Here is a 22,163-nt window from a genome sequence, read left to right on the forward strand (position 1 = left end):
GTGCAAAAATATTTATAGCTTCACTCCATTTGGATCACAACGCCGCCATAAACGGATGCCGGAGCAACGCATAGGCATTCCGGTGGAGGCTGTTTCTTGGTCAGAACGTACTTAATGACTTTGTTAAATGTTTTCGGTTAAAATTTTCTACTCTTCAAGACAGTCATTGATATATTCTTCAATGTTTGAAGCCAGCTCCATATTTGAAATTTCTTTGTGATTAAAATCTTCTTCATGGTCTGCAATATATATAGAGGTATCTTCTTGGCTTAAATTGATAAAATAATAATTTCCGAAGCCATCGAAGCCTATTGCAAAAAAGTGATTTGGCCAATGATCTTGATAACAAAAACCATCTTCACGAAGCTTCCGATTAGTTTTTATAAGCCAGTCTAAGTCTTTTACAAGTTCTCCCTCAATACGGTCTGGATCACCAGATTGTGGGAATGGGTAATTTATAAGAGCATCGGTATAGAATGATGGTAACTTAATGTCAAAGGCATTATTAATTGTATTAATTGTATTTTTCATGTATTTGTGTGTTGCTCACGTATAGCATTTATATAGTAATCATACGGATCACTATGATCCTGATTACAATTTCAGAATCAATTTCTTCGCTATAACGAAAATATTGTTATAAAGTCATTGGGTTAAATTTAGTTGTCACGGCCGTGCAAACTGCAAAAAGGATCACTTTGACTACTACCCCATTTCTTATATCACTCTGTAACTCTTTGATTCATAGTTGATTATTATATTATTCGTCAGCTTTTGAAATAACAGTCAGGATAACCATGAACCAGAAGCGAGCGCAAAAGGGCAATCCCCCGGCGTCGCCAGGGGATATTCACTCGACTTAGCCTCGAATACGCCGCACCCGAAATTTACGTCCTTTCAACTTGCCGTTTTCTAATTTCTTCAGTGCTTGTGATGCTACATTGCGTTTAATCGCAACATAGGCGGTCATGTCCAGTACGTTAATCTTGCCAACATCTTTACCGTTAATCGGACGATCGCCGCCGGTTAGGGCACCCAGGATATCGCCGGGGCGGACCTTTTGCTTCTTGCCGCCATCGATTTGTAGGGTAGCCATCGGTGCCTGGAAAGGGGGTTCACTTAATATGCTGGCAGGTGGCGGAGTATCTGGATCGGATAGTGGGTCCTGGGTTAGTTCCATACGAACCAGTTTGTGGCCTTCCTTCTCGGCAAAAAAGGAGTAAGCGCAACCGCGTTCACCGGCACGGCCGGTCCGTCCGATGCGGTGGGTGTGCACTTCCGGGTCTTTGGCGATATGAAAGTTGATAACCGCATCCAGCTTGTCGATATCAAGACCGCGTGCCGCTACATCGGTGGCCACCAGAATTGAAGCGCTGCCATTGGCAAATCGAACCAGGGTTTCATTGCGCTGGCGCTGCTCCATATCACCATGCAGGGCGAGGACATTGAAGCCAGCCTGTTTCAGGTCATCGGCCACCTCATCGGTTTCGCGTTTGGTGTTGCAGAAAACCAGGGTATTGACTGGTTTGTCATTGAGCAGAACACGCCGTGTCATCTCCAGGCGATCCTCGAAACTCTCAGTTCTGTAAAAGCGTTGTTCGATCACCTCGTCACTATGCGCAGAGTCAATTTTAACCATCACCGGTTTTTGCATCACTCGGGCGCTGAGCTTTTCAATTTCATCGGGATAGGTAGCGCTGAATAGTAACGACTGCCGCCCAGTTGGCATCTGCGCCAGAATAGTATCGATAACGTCCTGGAATCCCATATCGAGCATTCGGTCGGCTTCGTCAAAGACCAGCGTATCGACATGCTCTAAGGAGAGTGTTCCTTTACGCAGGTGTTCTTCGATACGTCCTGGAGTACCAACGATGATATGGGCACCATGGGCCAGGGAGCCGATTTGAGGGCCGAAAGGCATTCCGCCGCAGAGAGTCAGAATCTTAATGTTGTGAATTGCCCGTGCCAATCGGCGCAGTTCCTGCGCAACCTGGTCTGCCAATTCCCGTGTTGGGCACAGAATCAGCGATTGAATCCGAAAGCGGCTGACATTGAGCCGATGCAGCACCCCCAAACCGAAAGCGGCAGTTTTACCGGAACCGGTTTTTGCCTGGGCGATAACGTCCTTGCCGTCAAGAATGATCGGAAGCGTTTTGGCCTGAACCTCGGTCATGGATTTATAGTTGAGTGACGCCAGGTTTTTCAGCAGGGCGGGGTTTAGGAGGAGATCGGAAAATGGTGCAGTCAAGGTGAATCCTGGAGTCGTTAAATGTCAAATACACGTATTACACAAGCAGTAGGGAAAGTGATCGTCACCTACTTAGCCTGTGTTATCGCCGCAATTTTGCAGATTGTGCAATACAAAATTTGTATGGAATTTTAACAGTTAACCTTGAAGAAACCTATGAATCACCTTGTTCCCGTCAAAGTCTCTTCTATCCAGATTATCTTCTTGTGCGAAGAGTGCAGGGGCACAGGGTAGCGTCAACCCGGTGCCCCAATTTATTTAAGTCAGCTTTGCTTACCTTCACGAGCTTTCCATTGATAGAAAACCCCGGGCATCACTAATAACACAAATAGCAGTGTGGTTATGGTGCCGCCCACCATTGGTGCTGCGATCCGTTTCATAACATCTGCGCCGGTGCCATCGGAAACCATGACTGGTATCAATGAAATTAACAGTGTCAGGCTGGTCATTAGCATCGGGCGAATACGGCCAGCTGCCGCTTGGGCAACAGTCGCGGTATTGCCGCGCTCCGAGTTATTTCCGGCGGCAGATAAGTAGTGCAGCATTAATAACCCCATCTCAGCGGCGAGACCAGCCATGGCAATCATGCCGACCCATACAGCAACGCTCAGTTTGTAGTCGAGCAGGTATAGCAGCCAGAAGGCGCCGATCAGTGCCATAGGCATGGCGGTGAGTACAAACAGAGTGTCGGATAGCCTGCCTCGATGCAGATACAGGAGGAAGCACACAGCTAACAAAGTCAGGGGCACTAACCATTGCAGGCGGGACTTGGCGCGCTCCAGGTACTGGTATTGGCCGGCCCAGGCGATACGTTGCCCGGGAATCAGATTAACCTGATCGGCAACAACCTGCTTTGCGCGATTAACATAATCTGCAACGCCGATATCGCTCTTCAAGTCGACAAATACCAAGCCCACCAACTGCCCATCCTCATTGCGGATCATGGGCGGGCCAGTGCGGAAGTCCAGATCAGCCAGCTGGTTCAGGGGCACTTGGGAACCATCAGAAGCGGGGACCAGGATTTGTTCAAGCTGTTCAGGAGTATCCCGGTAGTCGCGAGCATAGCGAACTAACACATCGTAACGTTCGCGGCCTTCGATGGTCTGGGTTGCGGCCAGGCCACCAGCCGCTGCGGAGATCACATCTTCGATATCCTGTACATTCAAGCCGTGGCGGGAAGCCCGTGCGCGATCGATATCAAAGTCCAGGAAGTAACCGCCGGTTAGACGCTCGGCGAAGACGCTTCGGGTTTGTTCCGAAGTGCGTTGGTCACTGCGCAGTGCTTCTTCGATGGCCAAAGCGGTCTGTTCGATCTCCTCCAGGTTATCTCCAAACACTTTGATGCCGAGCTGGCTGCGAATGCCGGTGGCAAGCATCTCAGTGCGGGTTTGGATGGGCATCCACCAGATATTGGGCATACCGGGATAGCGCAGCTTTTCATCCATTTCCGCCAGCAGGTCGTCCCAAGTCATGCCGGGACGCCACTCACTTTTAGATTTCAGGGTGATAACGGTTTCTACCATTGAGAGCGGTGCAGGATCGGTGGCGCTATTGGAGCGGCCAATCTTGCCAAAGACATGCTCTACTTCTGGGAAGGCTTTCAGTTCCTCGTCCATTTGTTGCAGCACCTTGCCCGCTTCGGTAACCGACATGCCGGGTAGGGCGGTAGGCATATACAGGATGCTGCCCTCATTGAGTGGCGGCATAAATTCACCACCTAGTTTGCTAATGGGGTAAGCCACAGAAACCAGAGCTAGTACCGCGAGAGTGGCTACAACCTTGCGTTGCCGTACGCAAAAGTGAATCACTGGTTGTAGTGTATGGACTAAAACGCGGGAAATCGGATTTTCCCTGTTGCGAATTTTGCCGCGCATTAGCAGTACAGCAAGAGCTGGAATCAAGGTGATTGCCAATAGGGAGGCGAAAGCCATGCTGTAGGTTTTGGTGTAGGCGAGGGGTTTGAACAGGCGGCCTTCGGTAGCTTCCAGCGCGAATACCGGCAGAAATGAAACCGTGATAATAATCAGGGAGAAGAAAATACTCGGTCCGACTTCCTGCATTGCCCGAACGATTAGCGTTCTTTTCTCGCCTGGAGACAACTCCTTATCCCCATCGGCTGCCAGCTTTTTGTGGATGTTATCCACCATTACCACTGCCGCATCCACCATGGCACCGATGGCTACGGCAATACCTCCCAGTGACATAATGTTGGCGGTAAGCCCTTGTAGGGACAGTGGAATAAAGGCCAGTAAAACAGCAATCGGTAGAGTGATTACGGCTACCAATGCGGAGCGGGCGTGGAGTAGGAAAATAGCGATCACGGCGGCGACCACTAGCATCTCTTCAATCAAGGTGCTTTTGAGATTGTCGATCGCGCTATTAATCAATTGTGAGCGATCGTAGGTCACTACCAGTTCAACGCCTTCCGGTAGGCCTGCACGGATTTGCTCGATGCGCTCTTTAACTCTCTCAATAACCTTGAGGGCATTTTCACCGTAGCGCATTACTACGATGCCACCTACGGTCTGCCCCTCGCCGTCCAGCTCGGCAATACCGCGCTGCATTGCAGGCCCCAGGGTAATATCCGCTACCTGATCCAAAGTCACCGGAATTTTTGCCGCATTGACCCCGATCACCACGTCTTCGAGATCGTCAACGCTGCGGATATAGCCCCGGCCACGCACCATATGTTCGTGGCCTGCGATCTCCAGTACCCTTCCTCCTGTGTCATTGTTACTGCGGCGAATGGCCTCGACCACTTTGCCGAGCGGAACCTTAAACATCTGCAAGCGATGGGGGTCGATTTGGACCTGGTACTCCTTTTCGTAGCCGCCAATGGAGGCGACTTCGGCCACGCCCTCAACAGAAGTGAGCCAATAGCGCAACTTGAAATCCTGTAGCGCACGCAGTTCTTGCAGATCGTTGTTACCGCTTCGATCAACCAGCGCGTACTGGAACACCCAGCCCACTCCGGTAGCATCCGGGCCAAGCTTTGGCTGAACACCTTCTGGGAGCTGGTCGGCTACTTGGTTGAGGTACTCAAGAACCCGTGAGCGGGCCCAATAAATATCGGTGCCGTCTTCAAAGATGGCGTAGACAAAGCTAAGACCAAAAAAGCTCTGGCCCCGCACATATTTGACTTTGGGCAGTCCTAACATTGCGGTAGAAAGCGGGTAGGTGATTTGATCCTCGACCAGGTCAGGGCTGCGCCCCGGCCAGTCTGTCATCACAATCACCTGGGCGTCGGACAGGTCCGGAATAGCATCCAGGGGGACACTGGTTAGCGCCCGGTATCCCGCCAGGGCTGCGATCGCTACAAGAATCAAAGTGATCCCCGGCTTACCGGCGCAGGCCCCAATAATTCGGGCAATCAGCCCTTTGGGTTCGGAATTTACCACTGCTGCACCCCCGACTTCAGGCGGCTTTCCGCCGCGATCAGGAATACTCCAGAGGTGACAATTTTATCTCCGGCCTGGAGGCCAGAGCGGATAACAATCCTGTCGCTGTCGCCATATCCGGTGCGTACTTGTACCGGTTCAAGACGACCCTGGCCCAGGTCGCGGAAGACAATGCGTTTCTTGCCGGAGATCAATACTGAATCCCTGGGTACCACCAGGAGATTTCCCAGTTCGGCGGTTAACATGATGTCCGCAAACAGTCCCGGGCGCAGTTCACCATCGGTATTGGGCAGGGTCACACGCAGCCGTGCACTGCGGTTATTGTGATTAAGGAAGGGATCAATCTGGGTGAGGGTGGCTGGGATTTCCTCGTGGTAGACGTTGGTTAAACGCACTTTGGCCGGCATACCTTTTTCTATCAACGGCAGCTGATCTTCGTAGGCGTGGGCTTCAATCCAAACCTGGCTGAGATCGGCTATGCGCAGCAGGTTGTCGCCCTTTTCAAACGCAGAGCCCGCGACAATATTCTTCTCAATTATCACACCACTGGCGGGTGCAAAAATCGGGATATAGTCCTGCGCTTTTTGCTGTTCAACCAGCCAGTCGATTTGCTCTTCAGATAGGCCCCACAACAGTAGACGCCTTCGTGCTGCTTTCTCCAGGGCGTCGCCACGTCGGCGGGCCTTTAGATACTCGTCTTGGACTGCGAGCAACTCCGGGCTGTAAACAGAAAACAGTACTTCGCCGCGTTTAACCTGCTTTCCTTCAAAATCTGCATCTAACTCACCAATCCAGCCGTCGAAGCGTAGGCTGATATCGCGCAAGCGGGTTTCGTCATAGGTAACCTGGCCGTGTAGGTGAATGGGCAAAGCGAATGGCTGTCGCTCGACGATACCGGTTTTGATACCAATGGCCTGGCGCCGGCCGCTATCCACCACAATGCTGCCACTTTGCAGTTCATCGTGGCTCACAGGTTGCAGGTTCATACCGCAAATAGGGCAAGTACCGGCTTCGGCAGCTCTTACCGATGGGTGCATTGAGCAGGTGTAATAGGCAGTATCTGAAGCCTCAGGCGTAGATTTCAGGCGCAGGCCTTTGCGATTGGTGCTCATATCAAAGGCCAAATCGACATGCTTATCGTGGCCTGTCGCTACATCTACCACCATGGGCCAGGAGCCCACCATGGCCAGCTCAATTTCACCGGTGAAGATACCGGGGCTGGATTCACTGATATCTGCCACGGCACGCATAGCTGGCATGGCGCCCATGGCGGGCATCTCGGCTACCGCGCGAACTTCAGCTCCAGATATCGGCTCATTGTCAGCATTACGAACTTCAATTCGAATTTGGTTTTTACCCGCTTGGGGTTGCAACGGGTCGACAGACACGGCGATCTGGAAGGGGCCAGCTTGCACAAAATCGGCATTTGGAGCTTCGGCTTGTGCAGAAATTTTCTTCCAATAAAAGGCCGCGCCGGTAGCCGCTAACATCAGGGTAAGGGCGATTAAGCTCAATGTTTTTTGCTGGCTCATAGGGCACCCTCCTGAGTGAAGGAAAGGGGCATCTGCGCGCAAAGCACATTATCAATAAACGGGTCAACGAGCAGGCCACCAATGGCCGCTATAGCTTGTTGGGAAATCAAAAGGTTCACTCCTAGAACAATCTTTCTGAAGCCGCCAGCATGGGCTGGGGGCATATTTCGCTAGTCAGAGAGAAAGGGAGTGATCAAATACGCAGGCGCAAAGTGGCAAGCCAGGTTCGGTTGCCGGGGTGGGATTCTGTCGCAGTAGGAGATAATTCAGGCGTACCGAATGGCGGAGCCAGAATTTGGGGCCACTGGTAAGTTGGCGGTGGCGCCAACTGGGGAAGTTCCAGATTCAAGTATGCGGCGGTGACGGCAACTTGGTGGTCGTCCAGCGAAGTCTTCAGGGAGACTTGGGCGTCATAGCCACAACAGTCATCACCTGAGTCTGACCCCTTGGCCATATCATCGCAGCAACATTCCGCTGATGGCTTGGGGTCCTCCATCATTTCGCAGGCGAGCACGGTCTGTACCTGCAACATCAGCAGGAGCAGGGCCGCCATGGCTATCAGCTTGGCGCGAAATGTGGACGAATAGTTCTTCATTACTGATAAATCATACACCAGAGGCCGGTTGCTCGACAAAGGTTGCTTTCGCTATGTGACCAAGAGGTATTTCCAAGTTTTTCTTTCTTCTACTAGGGGTAATTACGGCACAGGTTAACCCTTCGGCAGAGATTTCTTGACGATAGTTAGTAGATTCCCTTCGATAAATGCGACTACAACAGCACCACAAGGTGTCTCTATGAAATTAACTCCCCCGGTTTGCCTCCTTCTGATCTTCTTATTGGCGGCACCTTCTTTTGCAGATTCTAAACGCACATCTCTCGAGGAGTTATTTGCGACTACCTATAAACATAATGAAGAGATTAACAGTGAATGGGTGCTGAGTAGGGAGCGGAACTGGGCTGCCTGGCAAAGAATGAGGGCTGTTAGGGAAGCTGCTAATAGAGGGGAGGACTTGTCATACCTCAGTAAGTATGGGCTTGAGAGAAAGTCCGCGTGGTACGAGATTGATTTAGGAAAGCAACGAGCGTGGCTGACGTCATTTAGACTGCTAGGGGTACTCTCTTCTTGGTATATGTTAAAGACGAATCAGGAGGAGCTTTATGAGCTTGGTATGACTGTGGCTGAAGTGGAAAAGTTGGGTCGCTATGTTATCGCCAATGACATCAAAGAAATAAACATCCAGGCAAGATTAGATTATTTCCACAAAGAGGAAGCTGGTTACATAGGCCGGATCCTTCAAGGAGGTGAGGACTTTGCCGCTATCTATTTAGAGCTTCAAGGTAATCTTGAAGCTCTTGAACACCTCTTGGAAACTAATTGGATCATAGATCTATTCAGTAAGTTTGATAGTGAAGCTCAAGAGATATTACTGACCTATAGCTTATCGAAATATAACTCACGAGAGGGAATGGGACGTAGTAGTTACAGTCTGGATCAAGAAGCCGAAATGTTTGTTGATAAATTTCTTTCTGGGGAGATAAACGCAATGACGAAGGAGGCTTTGGAAAGGCTTCAAGAGAAAAGGCTGGCTAAAAAAGCTAAGATCAATGTGGAATTTAAGCCCCCGGTTGATTCGCCCGTAAATGAGTGCAAGTGTCCTCCCGATCAATGTTCCTACAATAATTCTTGATTATACTTAATTTAATAGATTTCCCGTCATAATCGACCGCGTGGCATGGTCTTCACTTCGAGTGGTAGTTGTAATGACTGTAACAAGGATCTGTTTTTGGCTTGTCGCGCTTTTCTATTCCTTATCCCCCTTTGCAGATGAGTACATAGTCCAGAGCGAGGACTACGACCCGTTTACCCAGATGACAGAACTCTGGCTAAAGGGTGAAATTTCAAATCGTCAGATAAGGGACTTGGCACTTAGAGGGCGCTATCAAAACAGCTCTGCCGCTAATAGTGCTCATGTCTCCTTCTTTCTTGATGAAATGCAGGTGATTGCGCGGGGGAACTCTGTATCGGGTCGTTCGGCCCAGATATCCGTCCAGGTTGATGAGTCAATTTTTGACTTGGATTATGACCTTGTTTCTATGCATATGATGATCAATGGTCATGGAAATGGGTTATCAAGCAAGCAGAAATTCCTTTTGGTTACTTTTATGTACCGGTTAGCAGCAGAAGGCTGGAGCAAGTCTTCTGGAGTCGATGAAATGGAGAAACATCTTATTTATCGAACTCTCGATTACTTATCTGAAATGCCTGCAGATTATAAAATGTGGGTGATTGCCAAAGAAATACAATACCCGGTTCATTAGGTTGTTAATCTATAGCTTAATTAAAGTTTAAGTGGCTTAAATGGCCACAACAGACTTTAACTGAAGGGCTAAAGGATAAGATTCCTGGCAGTTATTCAGATTATTGGTAGAGGTTCAATTTATTCAATTTTTATTGCTGTGAATAGCTATATATCAACTATTTAAGGATTTGTTGAATCTAAAGTTCCTAGTCATGTTGAATATATTGTAAAAAGGAAAGTTATGGATTTTTCTGATAAAGTTGCTGTTGTTACAGGAGCGGGCAGTGGACTAGGGCGGGCTTTAGCAATACGTTTAGCCGAAAAAGGAATGAAGTTGGTATTAGCCGGATATACCCTAAGTCATCTCGAATCAACAGCCAAGTTGATAGCACGAAAAGGTGCTGAGTGTATATGCGTACAAGCAGATGTATCTAAACTTGGGGATGTGCAAAACATCGCCGATAGAGCTTTAAAGCACTTTGATAAGGTACACTTGCTCTGTAATGTGGCCGGAATAGGTCCTTTGGGGGCTATAGCAGAAACCTCTATGGATGAGTGGGAGTGGATTTTATCGGTGAATTTGTGGGGGCCTATTAACGGTATTCATGTATTTCTCCCTCATATCGAACAGAATGACGAGGGCCATATATTGTCTGTAGCATCGGAATCCGGCCTATATGGTATAGGGTACTTAGGGGCCTACAATGTTTCAAAATTTGGTGTTGTAGGTTTAATGCAAAGTTTAGAGCGGGATCTTCGTTTGGCTAACTCGCCTATAAAAACTTCTGTATTTTGTCCTGGTGCTATAAAAACTAATATTCTCGACTCTTCACGTAATAGGCCTGCAAGTGTAGCGGTAATTCACCCTGAGTCTGAAGTCGAGAAAAAAGTTAAAGCCAAAGTTGTCAAGGTGGTTTCTGAAGGTATGAAGCCAGAAAAAGCTGCTGATATCATTACTAGTGGTATAGAAAGCGGGCAGTTTTGGATTTTCTCCCATCCTTATGTACCCGAAACTGCATTTCAGCAGGCGAAGGCGATGCTAGATAGTAATACGTTAATTGATATTTAGCTTAGTTAGGGAACTTCTGATTAATTTCGAGCCAACTTGGTAGTATTCCGCTATTCGTCAAGATCTTGTACCTAGCCACCTTTGACGAAGCAGCATATAATCTGAAGCGCCATGGAACTCGCTGCGAGAAGTTTTTTCTCAAATGCATGCTCTCATCCCATGGGGGTGGCTAGAAGTCCATTTATCAAAGCTTCCTTAGAAAGGTCCTAGTTGGTACCTGCGATCAGAAAAAATATAGCGATTTCTTCCTCTTTTCCTGTAATCTCCACCTCTTTACATCTGCAACGTATTTTAGTTTTAAAAGGACTTATATGCAGGATCGAATATCACAGCTGGATTTGTTAAGGGGAGTCGCTTTGTTGGGGCTTCCTTTAATGAATATGATAAATTTCTCTATGCCTATGGCGGCTTATTTGAATCCGAAGGCCTATTTGCCAAATGGCCCTTTGAATGAGTTTCTCTTTAGCTTTTTCCATTTGTTTGCTGATCAAAAGTTCATGGGGCTTTTTGCCATGCTATTCGGCGCGGGGATCATACTATTAGCTGAGAAACGCGAGCAGCAGAATAAGTCTGCTGCAAAAATTCATTACAGTCGAAATTTTTGGCTGTTATTGATAGGCCTTTGTCATGGCATCTTCATTTGGGAAGGCGACATCCTGATGATCTATGCATTTATAGCCATGTTTGCCTATTTGTTCCGCAAGTTTCGCGGAAGCTGGCTGATTGCATTGGGGGTGATTATCCTTGCCTTGTCAGCATATAGCTCATATCTGGCAGGAGCTTTTATACAACCCCTAACAGGAGAAGCTCGATATGCAACGGCAGCCATTTTTGCCCCTGATACAGCGCAGATCCAGCAAGATATAGAAATATATCGAGGAGGGTTCTGGGATCTGGTCGGGAGTCGATTAGTTGCTGGTAATTTAGCTTCTAGTCCGGAATCAGCAATCGTTATTTCCTACTTTAGTCTCTCCATTGTTTTAAAAGCTGCCGCTATGATGTTGCTGGGAATGGGCCTGTTTAAGTTGGATATCCTACGTGGCAAAGCCAGTTCGTCTGCCTACAAAAAACTAGCTATTGCTGGGGTGGCTATTGGTGTGACATTGACCGGTATAGGGCTTATTTGGAACTATAGTCATGACTGGAGTATGGATGATTATTTCACCTATGGTGCCATTTTTAATTTGGTAGGGTCCACATTTACCAGTATCGGTTATATCGGCTTGATCTGCCTTTGGTTCAAATTAGGTAAACACCTATGGATCAAAGGCAAGATCCAAAGTGTTGGGCGGATGGCATTTACCAATTACTTGGCTCAATCATTTATTTGCATTTATATTTTTTATGGCTTTGGATTGGGTTTATATGGTGAGCTGACACGTATAGAAGTACTTGGGGTCTGTGTGCTGCTGTGCCTGTTTCAGCTGGCCTATTCGGATCTTTGGCTTAAAGCATTTCGTATGGGGCCGCTAGAGTGGTTTTGGCGAACTTTAACATATTTCAGGTTTGCACCGATGATAAAGGAAAGGGGCGTACCTGCGACCGAACAGCGCTTATAGAGTTCATAGCTAAAATTAGGCGGGCTGCTGTTAACCTTGAGAATAGGAGTCATCGGTAGCTCGTTACCTGTACCACAGATTTTTTATTGTGAGGTCTTTTAAATATTTTTATAGGATGATTGGCCGTAAAGATAAGATGTTATCATATTAAAAATAGGCATGATTGAACTTGATCTGACAGGGCTTCTTTTAAGAAGCGGGTAACTGTCAGATCAAGTTGAAAGTTAGTAGATCTCTAATTACCTTAAGACAAAGAACCCTATAATATCTTTTTAGTAATCTACAGTTGTTATTATAAAGTCACCTTCAATTGTACCTTCACTATCCTGGTCAGTATAAGCAATCCAGGCTGCTGTCTCACTGGCAGCTGCCAGCTTACTTTTCAATGCGAGTGCTTCCATCATATTGCGAGGCACATCGAAGTGCCATTGAGTACCCAGTGCCTGACATTCACTCTCTCCATTCGACCAGGTAGACTTCCTCGTAGTCAGTGACCACATAACAGGGTAATCGATAGCGCCATCATCTTTTAAGTCGTTTACATGCAGTTCTCCATTTAACCGCCTTTTACAAGCAAATGAATAAGAGCGATCACATTGACGGTCGTTAAAGCGCCCGTCGCTTCTGATAACAGCGCAGTCCTCTCCGTTACCATGATCATTGGGTTCTCCCTCTCCCCAAGACCATAGTCCTTTATTTTGAAATCTGCTGTCTGTAGCACTGACATCATAGTGTTCTACGGTGTTGATACCGTCATCCCAGTTGTCCAGGGAATCGTCATCGCCACTCTTCCAGTGCCTGTCCAGTCCACCCCATCCATCGAATATTACATCGAATGACTCATTATCATCCCCAATATTGCTGTCATTTTTTGTCCAAAAAAATACGAATCTCTTTTTCCCATTTACACCATCATGTTTACGGACTGTCTCCCGTGATAACTCTTGAGAGGGAAGTGAGGTTCGTTTATAGCTCGTGACTTCAACCCCATTGGGAAAGTCCTCTCTATAGTCTTGGGGTGTGTAAATGTATTCCAGGCCTATCTGATCTATAAGATGGTTTTTAAAAGTTACCTGGGCACCGGACGATACCGCATTTTCGATATGTACGATTACTGTACGGTTAGTGCCATATTGATCCTGCTTGTAAGCCCAATCCCTCAAATCTCCCAATACAGTAGAGATAGGAACGCGTTGAGGATCAAGCCAGAAATTACAGTAGAATGAGCCATGACAAAAATATTGTTCACCACTGAACTGATGCAGGTCCAGCTCAATAATTTCAGCACCAATATCAATTTGGTCTTTAACCCTGGCAGATTGTTCAGAGCCTACCCAGATAGCACCATAGGCATCAGAGTTATAACTGTTGTGTGTTGCAAGGACTTGTGTATAGCGAATTGGTGTTGAGTAAGTCAGGCGCCGTTGTAGCTCGAGTGCATATTTTGCGTGGTCATTGGTACCTTGTTCTGTCTCGTAATCGTAATAGAGGTTGAATTGAACCAACATTAAATAAGGATCGGTCTCTGCAAATAGAGGCGTACTCATCAACGTTATATAACTAAATAAAGCGATACAAATCTTCTTTAGCCCTTTCGAGAGTGACCATGAATAGTTTTTTTTCATTATTATTCCTACTGTTCGCCTGAGTTTGTTATTTTTTAAACAGATTTAATTGCGCTCTCTATTACGACTGCCGAGATAAAAGTAATCGCATGCAGCAATACTTGCGTCTCTAAACGTATGAAGTTTATTTCTACCCGTCTCCCTTGTGAGGTCGGATATCAGGAACTTCAATAATCTTCAAATGTTTCAAGTATAAACCCCTGAAGGGCAATAGAGTGCGAAAGCAATGATATCGAAAAGATATAACCTGTTAGCTACTTTAAATGTATTAACGAGAAGCACCTCACAAAGTTATAGTTTTATAATGCTTAAACCAAAAACTATTTACTATTATTTAAAGGTTAAACACTTTCTAGCTAATACCCTAATAGTCAGTCGGTGACGAAAGGGTAATCAAAAAACGAACTGCTCGTGGAAGTAGCGATAGATATCATATAAGTAAAATAGGATAATAAGGGTAGGGCTAGGGCTTTCTGGCTGATAATACCGAGAAATAGCCGAGTGCCTGGTATGATTGAGGATTTACAAATCCTGCTGTCTCAAGCATCCGATAAAGCGCTTTGGCTGAGTATAGTTGGGAGCCGTGGTTCATAAACAAATGAAAGCAGAACAAGCTTGGCGTTAAACGAGTATCATCGAAGAGCATATCGTGGATAAATACCTGCCCACCTTTTGGTAAAAGTGCGAAGGCTCTGTCGATTAAGATTTGGCATGTAGCATGCTGCCAATCGTGCAACACATTGCTAAAGCAAATGCCATCGAACCCCTCAGGCCATGGGTCTCTAAAGAAATCCCCCTTAACTATCTGGATTTGCTGGTTTTTCTTGAACTTATTTATATACATTGCTGCTATATCGCAAACCGGCGGCAGGTCGAAGAGCAGCGCATTGCGCTCAGGATAGGTATCGCAGAAGGCGAGAGCAATGGTTCCAGAGCCTCCACCGGCATCGAGTAAGGTTTGAGCGTTTTCAAAAATACCGCAGGAAGCAGCCTCAACTGCGGAGGCAAACCCCTGCGAATGCATCAGATGAGTAAAAGCTGCTGCCGAGTCATTGTCCATGTCATTTTTTTGCCACATGTCGGTTACAGAGCGACCTTTACATTCCAGCTCATATTCTCTTTGTAAGCTGGTGAGTATCTTTTTATCCAGGTGATTGATGTCATAGATTTGAAAAGGATCGAGTAAGACTTCCCCCCAATAGTAGTGACTACTTTTGGAGAGGTAGCATTTTCCCAGCTCTGTATTTTTCACTTGTTGTTTGTCGAAGCAGATATACCCCAAATGACTCAGAATCAGCAGAAAGAAGCCCATTCCTTTATTGCTGAGCTGCAATTCCTTACTGAGTGCTTCGCAGGAATCATAACCGCGTTCAATTAGCCCGGTGATATCCAACTTTGCAGAAACCATCAGGCAGGCAAAATTATAGTTTCCCATAAGACGGTCCCACATAGGACCGTCGGATGCGCTAGGGGGAGTTATGCTTTGAGTTCTACCGCTATTTCCCATCGCTCATTCTCCAAATAACCCGGGGAACTTTGTTGGTGCGTTCGATACGCTTAAGTCGCTCGGCTTTTTGTACTGTGAAGGACTGAGGGTACTGTCTGACAACAGAGGCGAGGTTGTGAATGTTGTTCAAAATATGCTCACAGATGCTGTTGGCACTTGCCGTGCCTGTGAACTGAACGACTATTGAATCGGCAGACTTTTTTGTTTGTGTGTCGCCGCTGAGAAGTAGTTGAACTTCTTCGACGCCTTCACATTCATAGGTGAGTTCTATGATCTTATTGAGGTCCAGAAGGGCGCTGCATAACCCGACATTGTCATCTGCTCTCCCCTGAATAGATAGGCCATTAGGGCGACCACAGGGACAAGTTGCTTTTTGGATTAGGTCACCTAACCGGTAACGCACTATCGGTACTGTCCACCCTGTACCTACACGGGTAAGCAGGGCGCCTTGATCGTCAGTTTCGATCAATTGGTCCGCTAAAAGGTGATATATGTTCAAATCACACTCAGGGGAATTGACAGCAATGCTATTGGTTTCTACCGATCCATAGTCGCACCACAGCCCAGCATCAGGGAAAGCCTTACGTATGACCTTCAACTTTGCTTTGGTCCAAGGTTCCCCCATCCAGATAATTGTCTTTATTGGGAGTTGGCTGCCTGAATCTAGTATACCTTCGGCAAAATCTGCCAGTCCTGTGGGTGCGCCAGCAAGTGAGTCCACATCGATGTTATGTAGAAGTTCCAGCCAATTCTCCACCTCACCTGATATAAAGGGGCCTGTAGGTGCAATGGTGCATTTGGAAGCCTCTGCCAGTGTTTGAATGAAGTAGTGTGCACCCCATAGCCGCCCAGGATTAAAGAGATTAAGAAGAACACTTTGAGAGCTGAGCGGGCGCCATTCCTTGAGCAATCTTTGAATTGCCTGGTGATAAGGTGTATAGGCCAGCTTCGGCTTTCCAGTTGTGCCGCCGCTAGACATGATAATGGCTCCGTGTTCCTGCGCGGCATTTTGGCTGATATGTTTCAGTTCAACGGGGCCACAAACGGGGATGTCATCGAGACATACGGCAGAAACAGGTATATCTGGTCCGCCGTAGAGTGAAAGACTGCGGGCGTGGGCGAGAATGGCATTCCAATCCAGGTGGCCGATGTTCATAGCGTTAAGGTAGCTCCCGTTCAATCCCGTCTTCCTGGGGTGGTGAGGTATCGGGTGGAACTGAGGAAATTGTAGTAACAGGGCGCCTAGGTAGAGAGTGGTCTGGCCAATTGGGAGTTATCCTCATCAGTACCGATGCATTTCAGCAGCAATAGATCACGCCAGCTTTTGCCAGGGACTCCACTTCATCTTGTGGGATACCCAAGTCACCAAGGATCTCTCGAGTGTTCTCTCCGTAAAGTGGTGCTTGCTGGAAAGGCACTGGAGGAGTGTCGGGAATAGAGAAGGGGGCGTTTATAAATTGTATTGAGTCACGGCTTGTACTGCGTGCATAGGGAATTGATACAGTCTTGTCGTTATCTTGGACATAGGGGTTGTTAAGCGCCTCGGCGATATCATAGACCGGGGCACAGGGGATTTTACCCTCCATTTGAGCGCACCATTCTTTTGTTGTTCTCTTCTGGAAGTGCTGGTCCAGAGCTTCTGTCAGCAGCTCTCTGTTTTGCATCCTGCTTTCATTGGTCAAAAAGCGGGCATCAGTTTGTAATAAATCGGAGCCTAGTTCGTGACAAAGCATTTCCCAGAATTTCTGGGTTAAGCAGGCAACATAAAACCAACCATCTGCTGTCTTTACTAATTGGCAAGGTGCTTGGGATGCGTGGGCTGAGCGAGGTTGCTTCCCTGGGACTATCCCCTCGTTGAGAAACCATAACCCTTGGTAGCAGAGGCAATTTAGCGCAATATCGAATAAGTTAGTGTCAAAATCACCGCCTTTTCCTGTGACTTCGGTCCGCAGTAACCCTGAAACGGTACAGAGGGCTGAATAGACACTCCCCAAGAGATCCACTACTGACACGCCAACTTTGGTTGGGATCGATCCTGGTTCTCCAGTCACTGACATCCAACCAGTTTCTGCCTGCATAAGGAAATCATATCCTGGCCAGTGCTTTCTATTGTTGTCTCTGCCATACCCTGAGAGATGGGTACAAACTATTTTGGGGTTCGCCACTTTGAGGTCAGCATAGGTAACGCCTAACTCTTCGGGCAAAGAACCTCGAAAGTTGTCGATAACAGCATGTGAGTTATTCACAAGCTTCAAGAATACCTCCCTGCCAGTGGGATCCCTGATATCCAGGGCCAAGCTCTTCTTGTTGTGGAGCGTCGATTCACTTGTCTCATTGTCTTCGCGAGCTTCATCAAGATAGATAGATCCCATTTTTCTAAGTGGATTCCCACCTTGTTTGGGGTCTTCAATATTGACTACTTCTGCGCCCAGAAAAGCTAGTAAAGTGCCATGAAAGGATCCTGCGCCCCAGGTTTCGAATGAAAGGATACGCTTTCCGTGGAGAGGGAGCATCATGATATACCTGATTTGCGCAAACAAAATTAATGGCCAGCCAAGTTTTGCCACTTAGTTACAAGTGGGTATTAGTTTATAGATCACTGTGTAATTCTGATGTGGGAAAATAGAGTACGAAGTTTGCATTGGTTATTAGGATCTATTGAAGTTACGGAGGACATTGAGTGTTTAATTATTCCTTATAGGTTTGGCTGACAAATAGTATCCCGATCCGAAGAATAGTTTTTACCTAGTAGTAAGTCTAAGTATGTGCCACCAACGCACAACTGGGCATTGCGAACTAGACTCCTTGAGATCCAGTTAATGGCTTTTAAGGATGTGAATATGGATCGTTTTCATATCAGTAGGGTGGAGTTATATGCGATAGCCGATAAATGTGCGCCGCCAAAATGATATTGTTTTGCGTGACAACCCTGGACGCAATTTCGTATTCATTGACCGGGGTTGCCACAAAGCATCTTGATGCTGAGGTAAATGTTATGCCAGCATAAAATAGTTGGTCAAATGACATAAAACGGCAAGGGATCGCGGAGTGTCCTGATTTTCAGCCCTCCTCCTTGTGTTGCTCGGCATCAAAGTATGAATAATATAAGAGTATCGTTTTTGATTGTTGTTTATATCTGAAGTTCAGAGTATTTAAACGGGGTGTATAAATTTAACCGCTGCGCTCATATATTGCTGGTTTATACCCGTTCATCACATTGCTAACACCTTTCGGTATCCTGGCAGTAATTTGAGCTCTGGAAGTTTGGAGTTACTGCTACTTTTAAATTCATAGGAGTATAGATTTACTTTGAATCCATTACTTTTATTGCACAAGAAAGCCATTTTTCGATATTAGGATGATAGTGTTGACAAATAGTGTCTTGTTCCGCCGTAGAGGACTATTAATCATATCGATAAATCTCTGTATTGGATTCTGTGTGGGTTTTGAGTTGTGTGAAGCGACAAGGAGGTTACTATGCGCCTGCACTCAGCTGTCATTTTGGGAGCACTTATTTTTTCCATGGAGGCTATAGCCGCTGACTATAGCGGTCTAGAAAACCCGTGGGGGTTTCGTCCATATGTTTCACTAAATGGTGGAGTTAATAGGCTGGAGGTTAAGCAGGATTATCGTACTGTAGGGGTACTTTATGACCCATATTTCTACTACGATTATTTTTACGAATATAGTTACTACAAAACCTCAAGTTCAGGAAGTGAGCCTTGGGGCAGCGTCGATATCGGGATCGACTTCAATGGCTACCCGTTTGAACTTCGCTTTAGCTATGGCAGAACAAATTTAGGGCGATCGATATCGGTAGAAAATATCGATTATATTGATGACGAAGTTACAGTAGTTGAGCGATATCAGGTCAATCAGAAACATCGCTTGGATGTATTTTCAATTACAGGAACTTTGGATTTATCTTGGTATTGCGACAGGTCCTGTATGTATTTGTTGTTGGGCTATAGTTTTGCGGAGCTGGACTGGTCATATACTATGGCTGAATTTTACGCCGGCGGTAATTATTATGGGTCAACAGAATTCAGTAAAAGCTATTTCCATGTAGGTCTAGGTGCGCGCTACAACTTAAATAACTCTTTGCGTATAAGTGCCGAATACATGCTGCACAATGTTGGTAAGGTGGGGGAGTATTATATAAATGACTTTGACCATATAGAATTTGACTTAAGGAATCTTAATGTGCTGCAAGTTGGTATATCCTTTATATTCTGATTTATACTTCTTGTTCATTTAAAATGAAAGTATGGGTTAAAGCCATACTTTCATGAATATGGGTGCTCAATCTCTCAAATAGTACTAATCGATAAGATCTAAGAGCTTCCTCTTATCAACTTTCCCGACTGCGGTAACCGGCAGACGAGATAACACTTTAAGCTGCTCAGGTAGCTTAAAGCTGGCCAGGCCCCTTTCGGTTAAGAAGTCGCGCAACGTTTGCAAGCTTGGCGCTTTATCCGTACATACGATAGTCGCTCCAACTTGCTCTCCCATCTCTTGGTCTGGCAAAGCAATGATAGCTGCTTGTTGGATGCTGGGGTGGGCGAGTAGATGCTCTTCAATTTCGTCACATGCAAATGTTTCCCCGCCCCGATTTACAACATCTTTTAGTCGTCCAGTAACTACAATATTGCCATTGTCCAGAATGCGTACACGATCCCCGCTGCAATAGAATCCATCTGGGGTAAAAGCGCGTCGGTTATGTTCTTCTGCACGGTAATAGCCTCTCAGTGTATAGGGGCCGCGAGTAAGCAGTTCTCCTTCTTCTCCGGCTTTCACTTCCTGCCCGTACTCATCAACCACTTTTAGAGTATCGAGGGAACTCATAGGTCTTCCTTGAGTATTGGTGATGGTTTCATTGTTATCTTCGCGATGGGTGTAACAAATCAACCCTTCGGCCATTCCGAATACCTGCTGTAGTGCACCGGGAAAAGCATCTATCGCAGCATTGGCGTCAGTTGGACTCAGCTTTGAGCCACCAACTTGAAGTAAGCGGAGAGAGCTTAAATCAGCATCTTCCCATTCTGTCGCTGCAGTCCAGACTTGAGCCAGTGCTGGGACCAGGGCTGTGGCGGTTACGCCGTAACGCTCTATCAGCTCAAAGCAGTAGTCCGGGCTTGCATCTTTGGTGAATATTACCTGCCCACCCATGGATAGCGTGCCCAGAATGCCGGGGCAACCCAATGGAAAATTATGGGCGGCGGGGAGTACTGCCAGATAGATTTCATCTTTTCCTAAATTACAAGCAGCCGTAGCGCAGGTAATGTTGTAGCGATAGTCATTGTGGGTGCGTGGAATAAGTTTCGGAAGTCCTGTAGTGCCACCGGAAACGAGGAATAGAGCTGGGGCGTTGGGGTCTACGGGAACAGGGGTGAAGCCTTGGCATTCTCTTCTGGGCAGGGAGGGGAATGTGTCATTTTCATCAGAGCTGTATATGCCTCGCAAAGTCGGAGATTGCGAAGCAATTTGTTCTATCATGCTGTGACGGCTTGCATCACTTTCCGCTCCTGAAGTGATATAGATACTGGCACCCGAGACCTGTGCAAAATGGCATATTTCATTTTGGCGATGCGCAGGCAAAGCTAGTACAGGAACCAGTCCCGCTCGAAATAAGCCGAGCAGGGTTATAATAAAACTGACCTGATTGCTCCACTGGAGTATTGCCCGCTCCCCAACTTTGTAGCCTTGTTCCACCAGGCCTGCAGCAATGCTATCGGCCTCATTAACCAATTCAGCATAAGTTAATTGATTCGATAGGTCCCGAACTGCGCATTGATTGGGAAAGTTTTTCGCATTACGTGTGATCAGCTCCCAAATAGGTTGGTTATCCCAAATTCCTTGTTGCTGATAGAAATCCTCTAGTTCCTTTGGGTGAGGCGTGTAACCATTAAGTAAATTATTTTCCATGCTGGTCTCCTGAAATGTTTGGGTGGAGCAGGGGAGTGTTTTTTTGAATCTTCTTCAGATTTCTAAATTAAGAATTAACAGTTAGTATTCACGGCTTCAAATTTCTTATTGAGATAAATCTATGTCCGGCGCTTGGCTACAAATCCCTCGCCCTCAACCTAAAGCGGCTATCCGACTTTTGTGTTTGCCTCATGCTGGTGGTACAGCATCACTTTATCGGCCCTGGGCGAAATTATTGCCAGATTCCATAGAATTGGTTCTCGTATGTTTACCGGGTAGGGAGCAACGCTGTAATGAAGCTATGCCCGCAGATATGCAAACTTTAATCACTTTGTTAAGTAGGGCTATCAAACCTGTCATCGATAAACCCTGGGCAGTATTTGGGCACAGTATGGGAGCTACAGTTGCTCATGAATTGGCTCTCTCCTTGTATCGCCAAAAATTGTGCGGTCCTGAACACATATTTGTCTCTGCGCGCGAAGCGCCACAATTTCAAAAGAGTGGAAACGTACACCAGTTGAGTGATGAATCTCTGTGCCAACAACTCATTGAGCTTGGTGGCACCTCTCCTGAATTATTGGAAATTCCTGAGTTAAGGGCTCTACTACTTCCTGCTATACGCCAGGATTATCGATTGATCGAAACCAGCAAGATGTCCTCGGACCAACTTTTAGATTGTCCCATCACCGCGATGCTAGGACGGAATGATCCTGAGTTGAGCACCGATGAAGCTCGGGGTTGGCAGCAGTGGACCAATGGTGAGTTCCAATTGAATGAATACGCAGGTAACCATTTTTATCTGTCAGATTGTCCCGATCTGGTGGTTGGCCATATTGTTCAGAAGCTCCGCTTGGCCTAACTGCATGTAAAGTTAAGTTGGCCGTATAAAATCTTTCTGTTTCTTGTAACGCTATCGAAATTAATTGCCGGGAGAATAGGGCTGTTGAGCGGCCCTATATTCTCCATCGTTCAATGGATAGCGGATCTCTGCCTCGATTAA

The 22,163-nt window shown here is 46.7% G+C and carries 16 protein-coding genes; 6 read left to right on the forward strand and 10 right to left on the reverse strand.

Features of this window, described 5'->3' with window-relative positions; translation table 11 throughout:
- Window positions 1-147: 147 nt before the first annotated feature.
- The 5 genes from ACJJIQ_RS07455 to ACJJIQ_RS07475 all read right to left on the reverse strand — a co-directional run bounded on the left by ACJJIQ_RS07455 (window position 148) and on the right by ACJJIQ_RS07475 (window position 7,773).
- Complete coding sequence (locus ACJJIQ_RS07455) at window positions 148-531, reverse strand: SMI1/KNR4 family protein (RefSeq protein ID WP_445364183.1); 384 nt, start codon at window positions 529-531, stop codon at window positions 148-150.
- Window positions 532-859: 328 nt separating this feature from the next.
- Window positions 860-2,248, reverse strand: a complete 1,389-nt coding sequence (gene dbpA / locus ACJJIQ_RS07460) for an ATP-dependent RNA helicase DbpA (protein ID WP_445364184.1) — start codon at window positions 2,246-2,248, stop codon at window positions 860-862.
- A gap of 263 nt (window positions 2,249-2,511) precedes the next feature.
- The gene (locus ACJJIQ_RS07465; RefSeq protein ID WP_445364185.1) at window positions 2,512-5,646 is read right to left on the reverse strand and encodes an efflux RND transporter permease subunit; all 3,135 of its coding nucleotides are present in this window, start codon (window positions 5,644-5,646) and stop codon (window positions 2,512-2,514) included.
- Window positions 5,640-7,178, reverse strand: coding sequence for an efflux RND transporter periplasmic adaptor subunit (locus ACJJIQ_RS07470; RefSeq protein ID WP_445364186.1), 1,539 nt, complete (start codon window positions 7,176-7,178; stop codon window positions 5,640-5,642). The genes ACJJIQ_RS07465 and ACJJIQ_RS07470 overlap by 7 nt, the downstream gene beginning before the upstream one ends.
- A 193-nt stretch (window positions 7,179-7,371) precedes the next feature.
- Entirely contained in the window at window positions 7,372-7,773 is a 402-nt protein-coding gene (locus ACJJIQ_RS07475; protein WP_444908216.1) for a hypothetical protein, read from the reverse strand.
- A 199-nt stretch (window positions 7,774-7,972) separates the two neighbouring features.
- On the opposite strand from ACJJIQ_RS07475, the gene ACJJIQ_RS07480 reads away from it, so the two are divergent.
- The 4 genes from ACJJIQ_RS07480 to ACJJIQ_RS07495 all read left to right on the forward strand — a co-directional run bounded on the left by ACJJIQ_RS07480 (window position 7,973) and on the right by ACJJIQ_RS07495 (window position 12,106).
- Complete coding sequence (locus ACJJIQ_RS07480) at window positions 7,973-8,866, forward strand: hypothetical protein (protein ID WP_444908217.1); 894 nt, start codon at window positions 7,973-7,975, stop codon at window positions 8,864-8,866.
- 73 nt (window positions 8,867-8,939) lie between these two features.
- Window positions 8,940-9,497 (forward strand): hypothetical protein, encoded by a 558-nt coding sequence (locus ACJJIQ_RS07485; RefSeq protein WP_282932883.1) that lies wholly within the window; start codon window positions 8,940-8,942, stop codon window positions 9,495-9,497.
- A gap of 222 nt (window positions 9,498-9,719) precedes the next feature.
- The gene (locus ACJJIQ_RS07490; protein ID WP_445364187.1) at window positions 9,720-10,547 is read left to right on the forward strand and encodes an SDR family NAD(P)-dependent oxidoreductase; all 828 of its coding nucleotides are present in this window, start codon (window positions 9,720-9,722) and stop codon (window positions 10,545-10,547) included.
- 311 nt (window positions 10,548-10,858) lie between these two features.
- Window positions 10,859-12,106: a DUF418 domain-containing protein gene (locus ACJJIQ_RS07495; protein ID WP_445361786.1), complete on the forward strand. Its 1,248-nt coding sequence runs from the start codon at window positions 10,859-10,861 to the stop codon at window positions 12,104-12,106.
- Between the two features lie 272 nt (window positions 12,107-12,378).
- Here ACJJIQ_RS07495 and ACJJIQ_RS07500 read toward each other — a convergent pair whose 3' ends face one another.
- The 4 genes from ACJJIQ_RS07500 to ACJJIQ_RS07515 all read right to left on the reverse strand — a co-directional run bounded on the left by ACJJIQ_RS07500 (window position 12,379) and on the right by ACJJIQ_RS07515 (window position 17,805).
- A complete protein-coding gene (locus tag ACJJIQ_RS07500; protein ID WP_445364188.1) occupies window positions 12,379-13,731 on the reverse strand; it encodes a lectin-like protein in 1,353 nt (450 codons plus the stop codon).
- Window positions 13,732-14,194: 463 nt separating this feature from the next.
- Window positions 14,195-15,166 (reverse strand): methyltransferase, encoded by a 972-nt coding sequence (locus ACJJIQ_RS07505; protein WP_444897409.1) that lies wholly within the window; start codon window positions 15,164-15,166, stop codon window positions 14,195-14,197.
- 61 nt (window positions 15,167-15,227) lie between these two features.
- A complete protein-coding gene (locus ACJJIQ_RS07510) occupies window positions 15,228-16,418 on the reverse strand; it encodes an AMP-binding protein (protein WP_444913892.1) in 1,191 nt (396 codons plus the stop codon).
- 118 nt (window positions 16,419-16,536) lie between these two features.
- On the reverse strand, window positions 16,537-17,805 hold the full coding sequence (locus ACJJIQ_RS07515) for a CaiB/BaiF CoA transferase family protein (protein WP_445364189.1): 1,269 nt from the start codon (window positions 17,803-17,805) through the stop codon (window positions 16,537-16,539).
- A gap of 910 nt (window positions 17,806-18,715) precedes the next feature.
- Here ACJJIQ_RS07515 and ACJJIQ_RS07520 point away from each other — a divergent pair.
- Window positions 18,716-19,474, forward strand: coding sequence for a putative outer membrane beta-barrel protein (locus tag ACJJIQ_RS07520; protein ID WP_445364190.1), 759 nt, complete (start codon window positions 18,716-18,718; stop codon window positions 19,472-19,474).
- Between the two features lie 84 nt (window positions 19,475-19,558).
- Here ACJJIQ_RS07520 and ACJJIQ_RS07525 read toward each other — a convergent pair whose 3' ends face one another.
- Window positions 19,559-21,163 (reverse strand): (2,3-dihydroxybenzoyl)adenylate synthase, encoded by a 1,605-nt coding sequence (locus tag ACJJIQ_RS07525; RefSeq protein WP_445364191.1) that lies wholly within the window; start codon window positions 21,161-21,163, stop codon window positions 19,559-19,561.
- A 121-nt stretch (window positions 21,164-21,284) separates the two neighbouring features.
- Between ACJJIQ_RS07525 and ACJJIQ_RS07530 the strand changes: the two genes are divergently transcribed.
- Entirely contained in the window at window positions 21,285-22,022 is a 738-nt protein-coding gene (locus ACJJIQ_RS07530) for a thioesterase II family protein (RefSeq protein WP_445364192.1), read from the forward strand.
- Window positions 22,023-22,163 lie beyond the last annotated feature (141 nt).

It is taken from the genome of Microbulbifer maximicatervae (SeqCode), from assembly GCF_052468295.1.

Bases quoted from the DNA above. Each gene is read 5' to 3' on its own strand.
- ACJJIQ_RS07500 (WP_445364188.1), bottom strand. From the start codon at position 13,731: ATGAAAAAAAACTATTCATGGTCACTCTCGAAAGGGCTAAAGAAGATT.
- ACJJIQ_RS07505 (WP_444897409.1), bottom strand. From the start codon at position 15,166: ATGGGAAACTATAATTTTGCCTGCCTGATGGTTTCTGCAAAGTTGGAT.
- ACJJIQ_RS07495 (WP_445361786.1), top strand. From the start codon at position 10,859: ATGCAGGATCGAATATCACAGCTGGATTTGTTAAGGGGAGTCGCTTTG.
- ACJJIQ_RS07455 (WP_445364183.1), bottom strand. From the start codon at position 531: ATGAAAAATACAATTAATACAATTAATAATGCCTTTGACATTAAGTTA.
- ACJJIQ_RS07485 (WP_282932883.1), top strand. From the start codon at position 8,940: ATGACTGTAACAAGGATCTGTTTTTGGCTTGTCGCGCTTTTCTATTCC.
- ACJJIQ_RS07525 (WP_445364191.1), bottom strand. From the start codon at position 21,163: ATGGAAAATAATTTACTTAATGGTTACACGCCTCACCCAAAGGAACTA.
- ACJJIQ_RS07520 (WP_445364190.1), top strand. From the start codon at position 18,716: ATGCGCCTGCACTCAGCTGTCATTTTGGGAGCACTTATTTTTTCCATG.
- ACJJIQ_RS07530 (WP_445364192.1), top strand. From the start codon at position 21,285: ATGTCCGGCGCTTGGCTACAAATCCCTCGCCCTCAACCTAAAGCGGCT.
- ACJJIQ_RS07470 (WP_445364186.1), bottom strand. From the start codon at position 7,178: ATGAGCCAGCAAAAAACATTGAGCTTAATCGCCCTTACCCTGATGTTA.
- ACJJIQ_RS07480 (WP_444908217.1), top strand. From the start codon at position 7,973: ATGAAATTAACTCCCCCGGTTTGCCTCCTTCTGATCTTCTTATTGGCG.
- ACJJIQ_RS07475 (WP_444908216.1), bottom strand. From the start codon at position 7,773: ATGAAGAACTATTCGTCCACATTTCGCGCCAAGCTGATAGCCATGGCG.
- ACJJIQ_RS07490 (WP_445364187.1), top strand. From the start codon at position 9,720: ATGGATTTTTCTGATAAAGTTGCTGTTGTTACAGGAGCGGGCAGTGGA.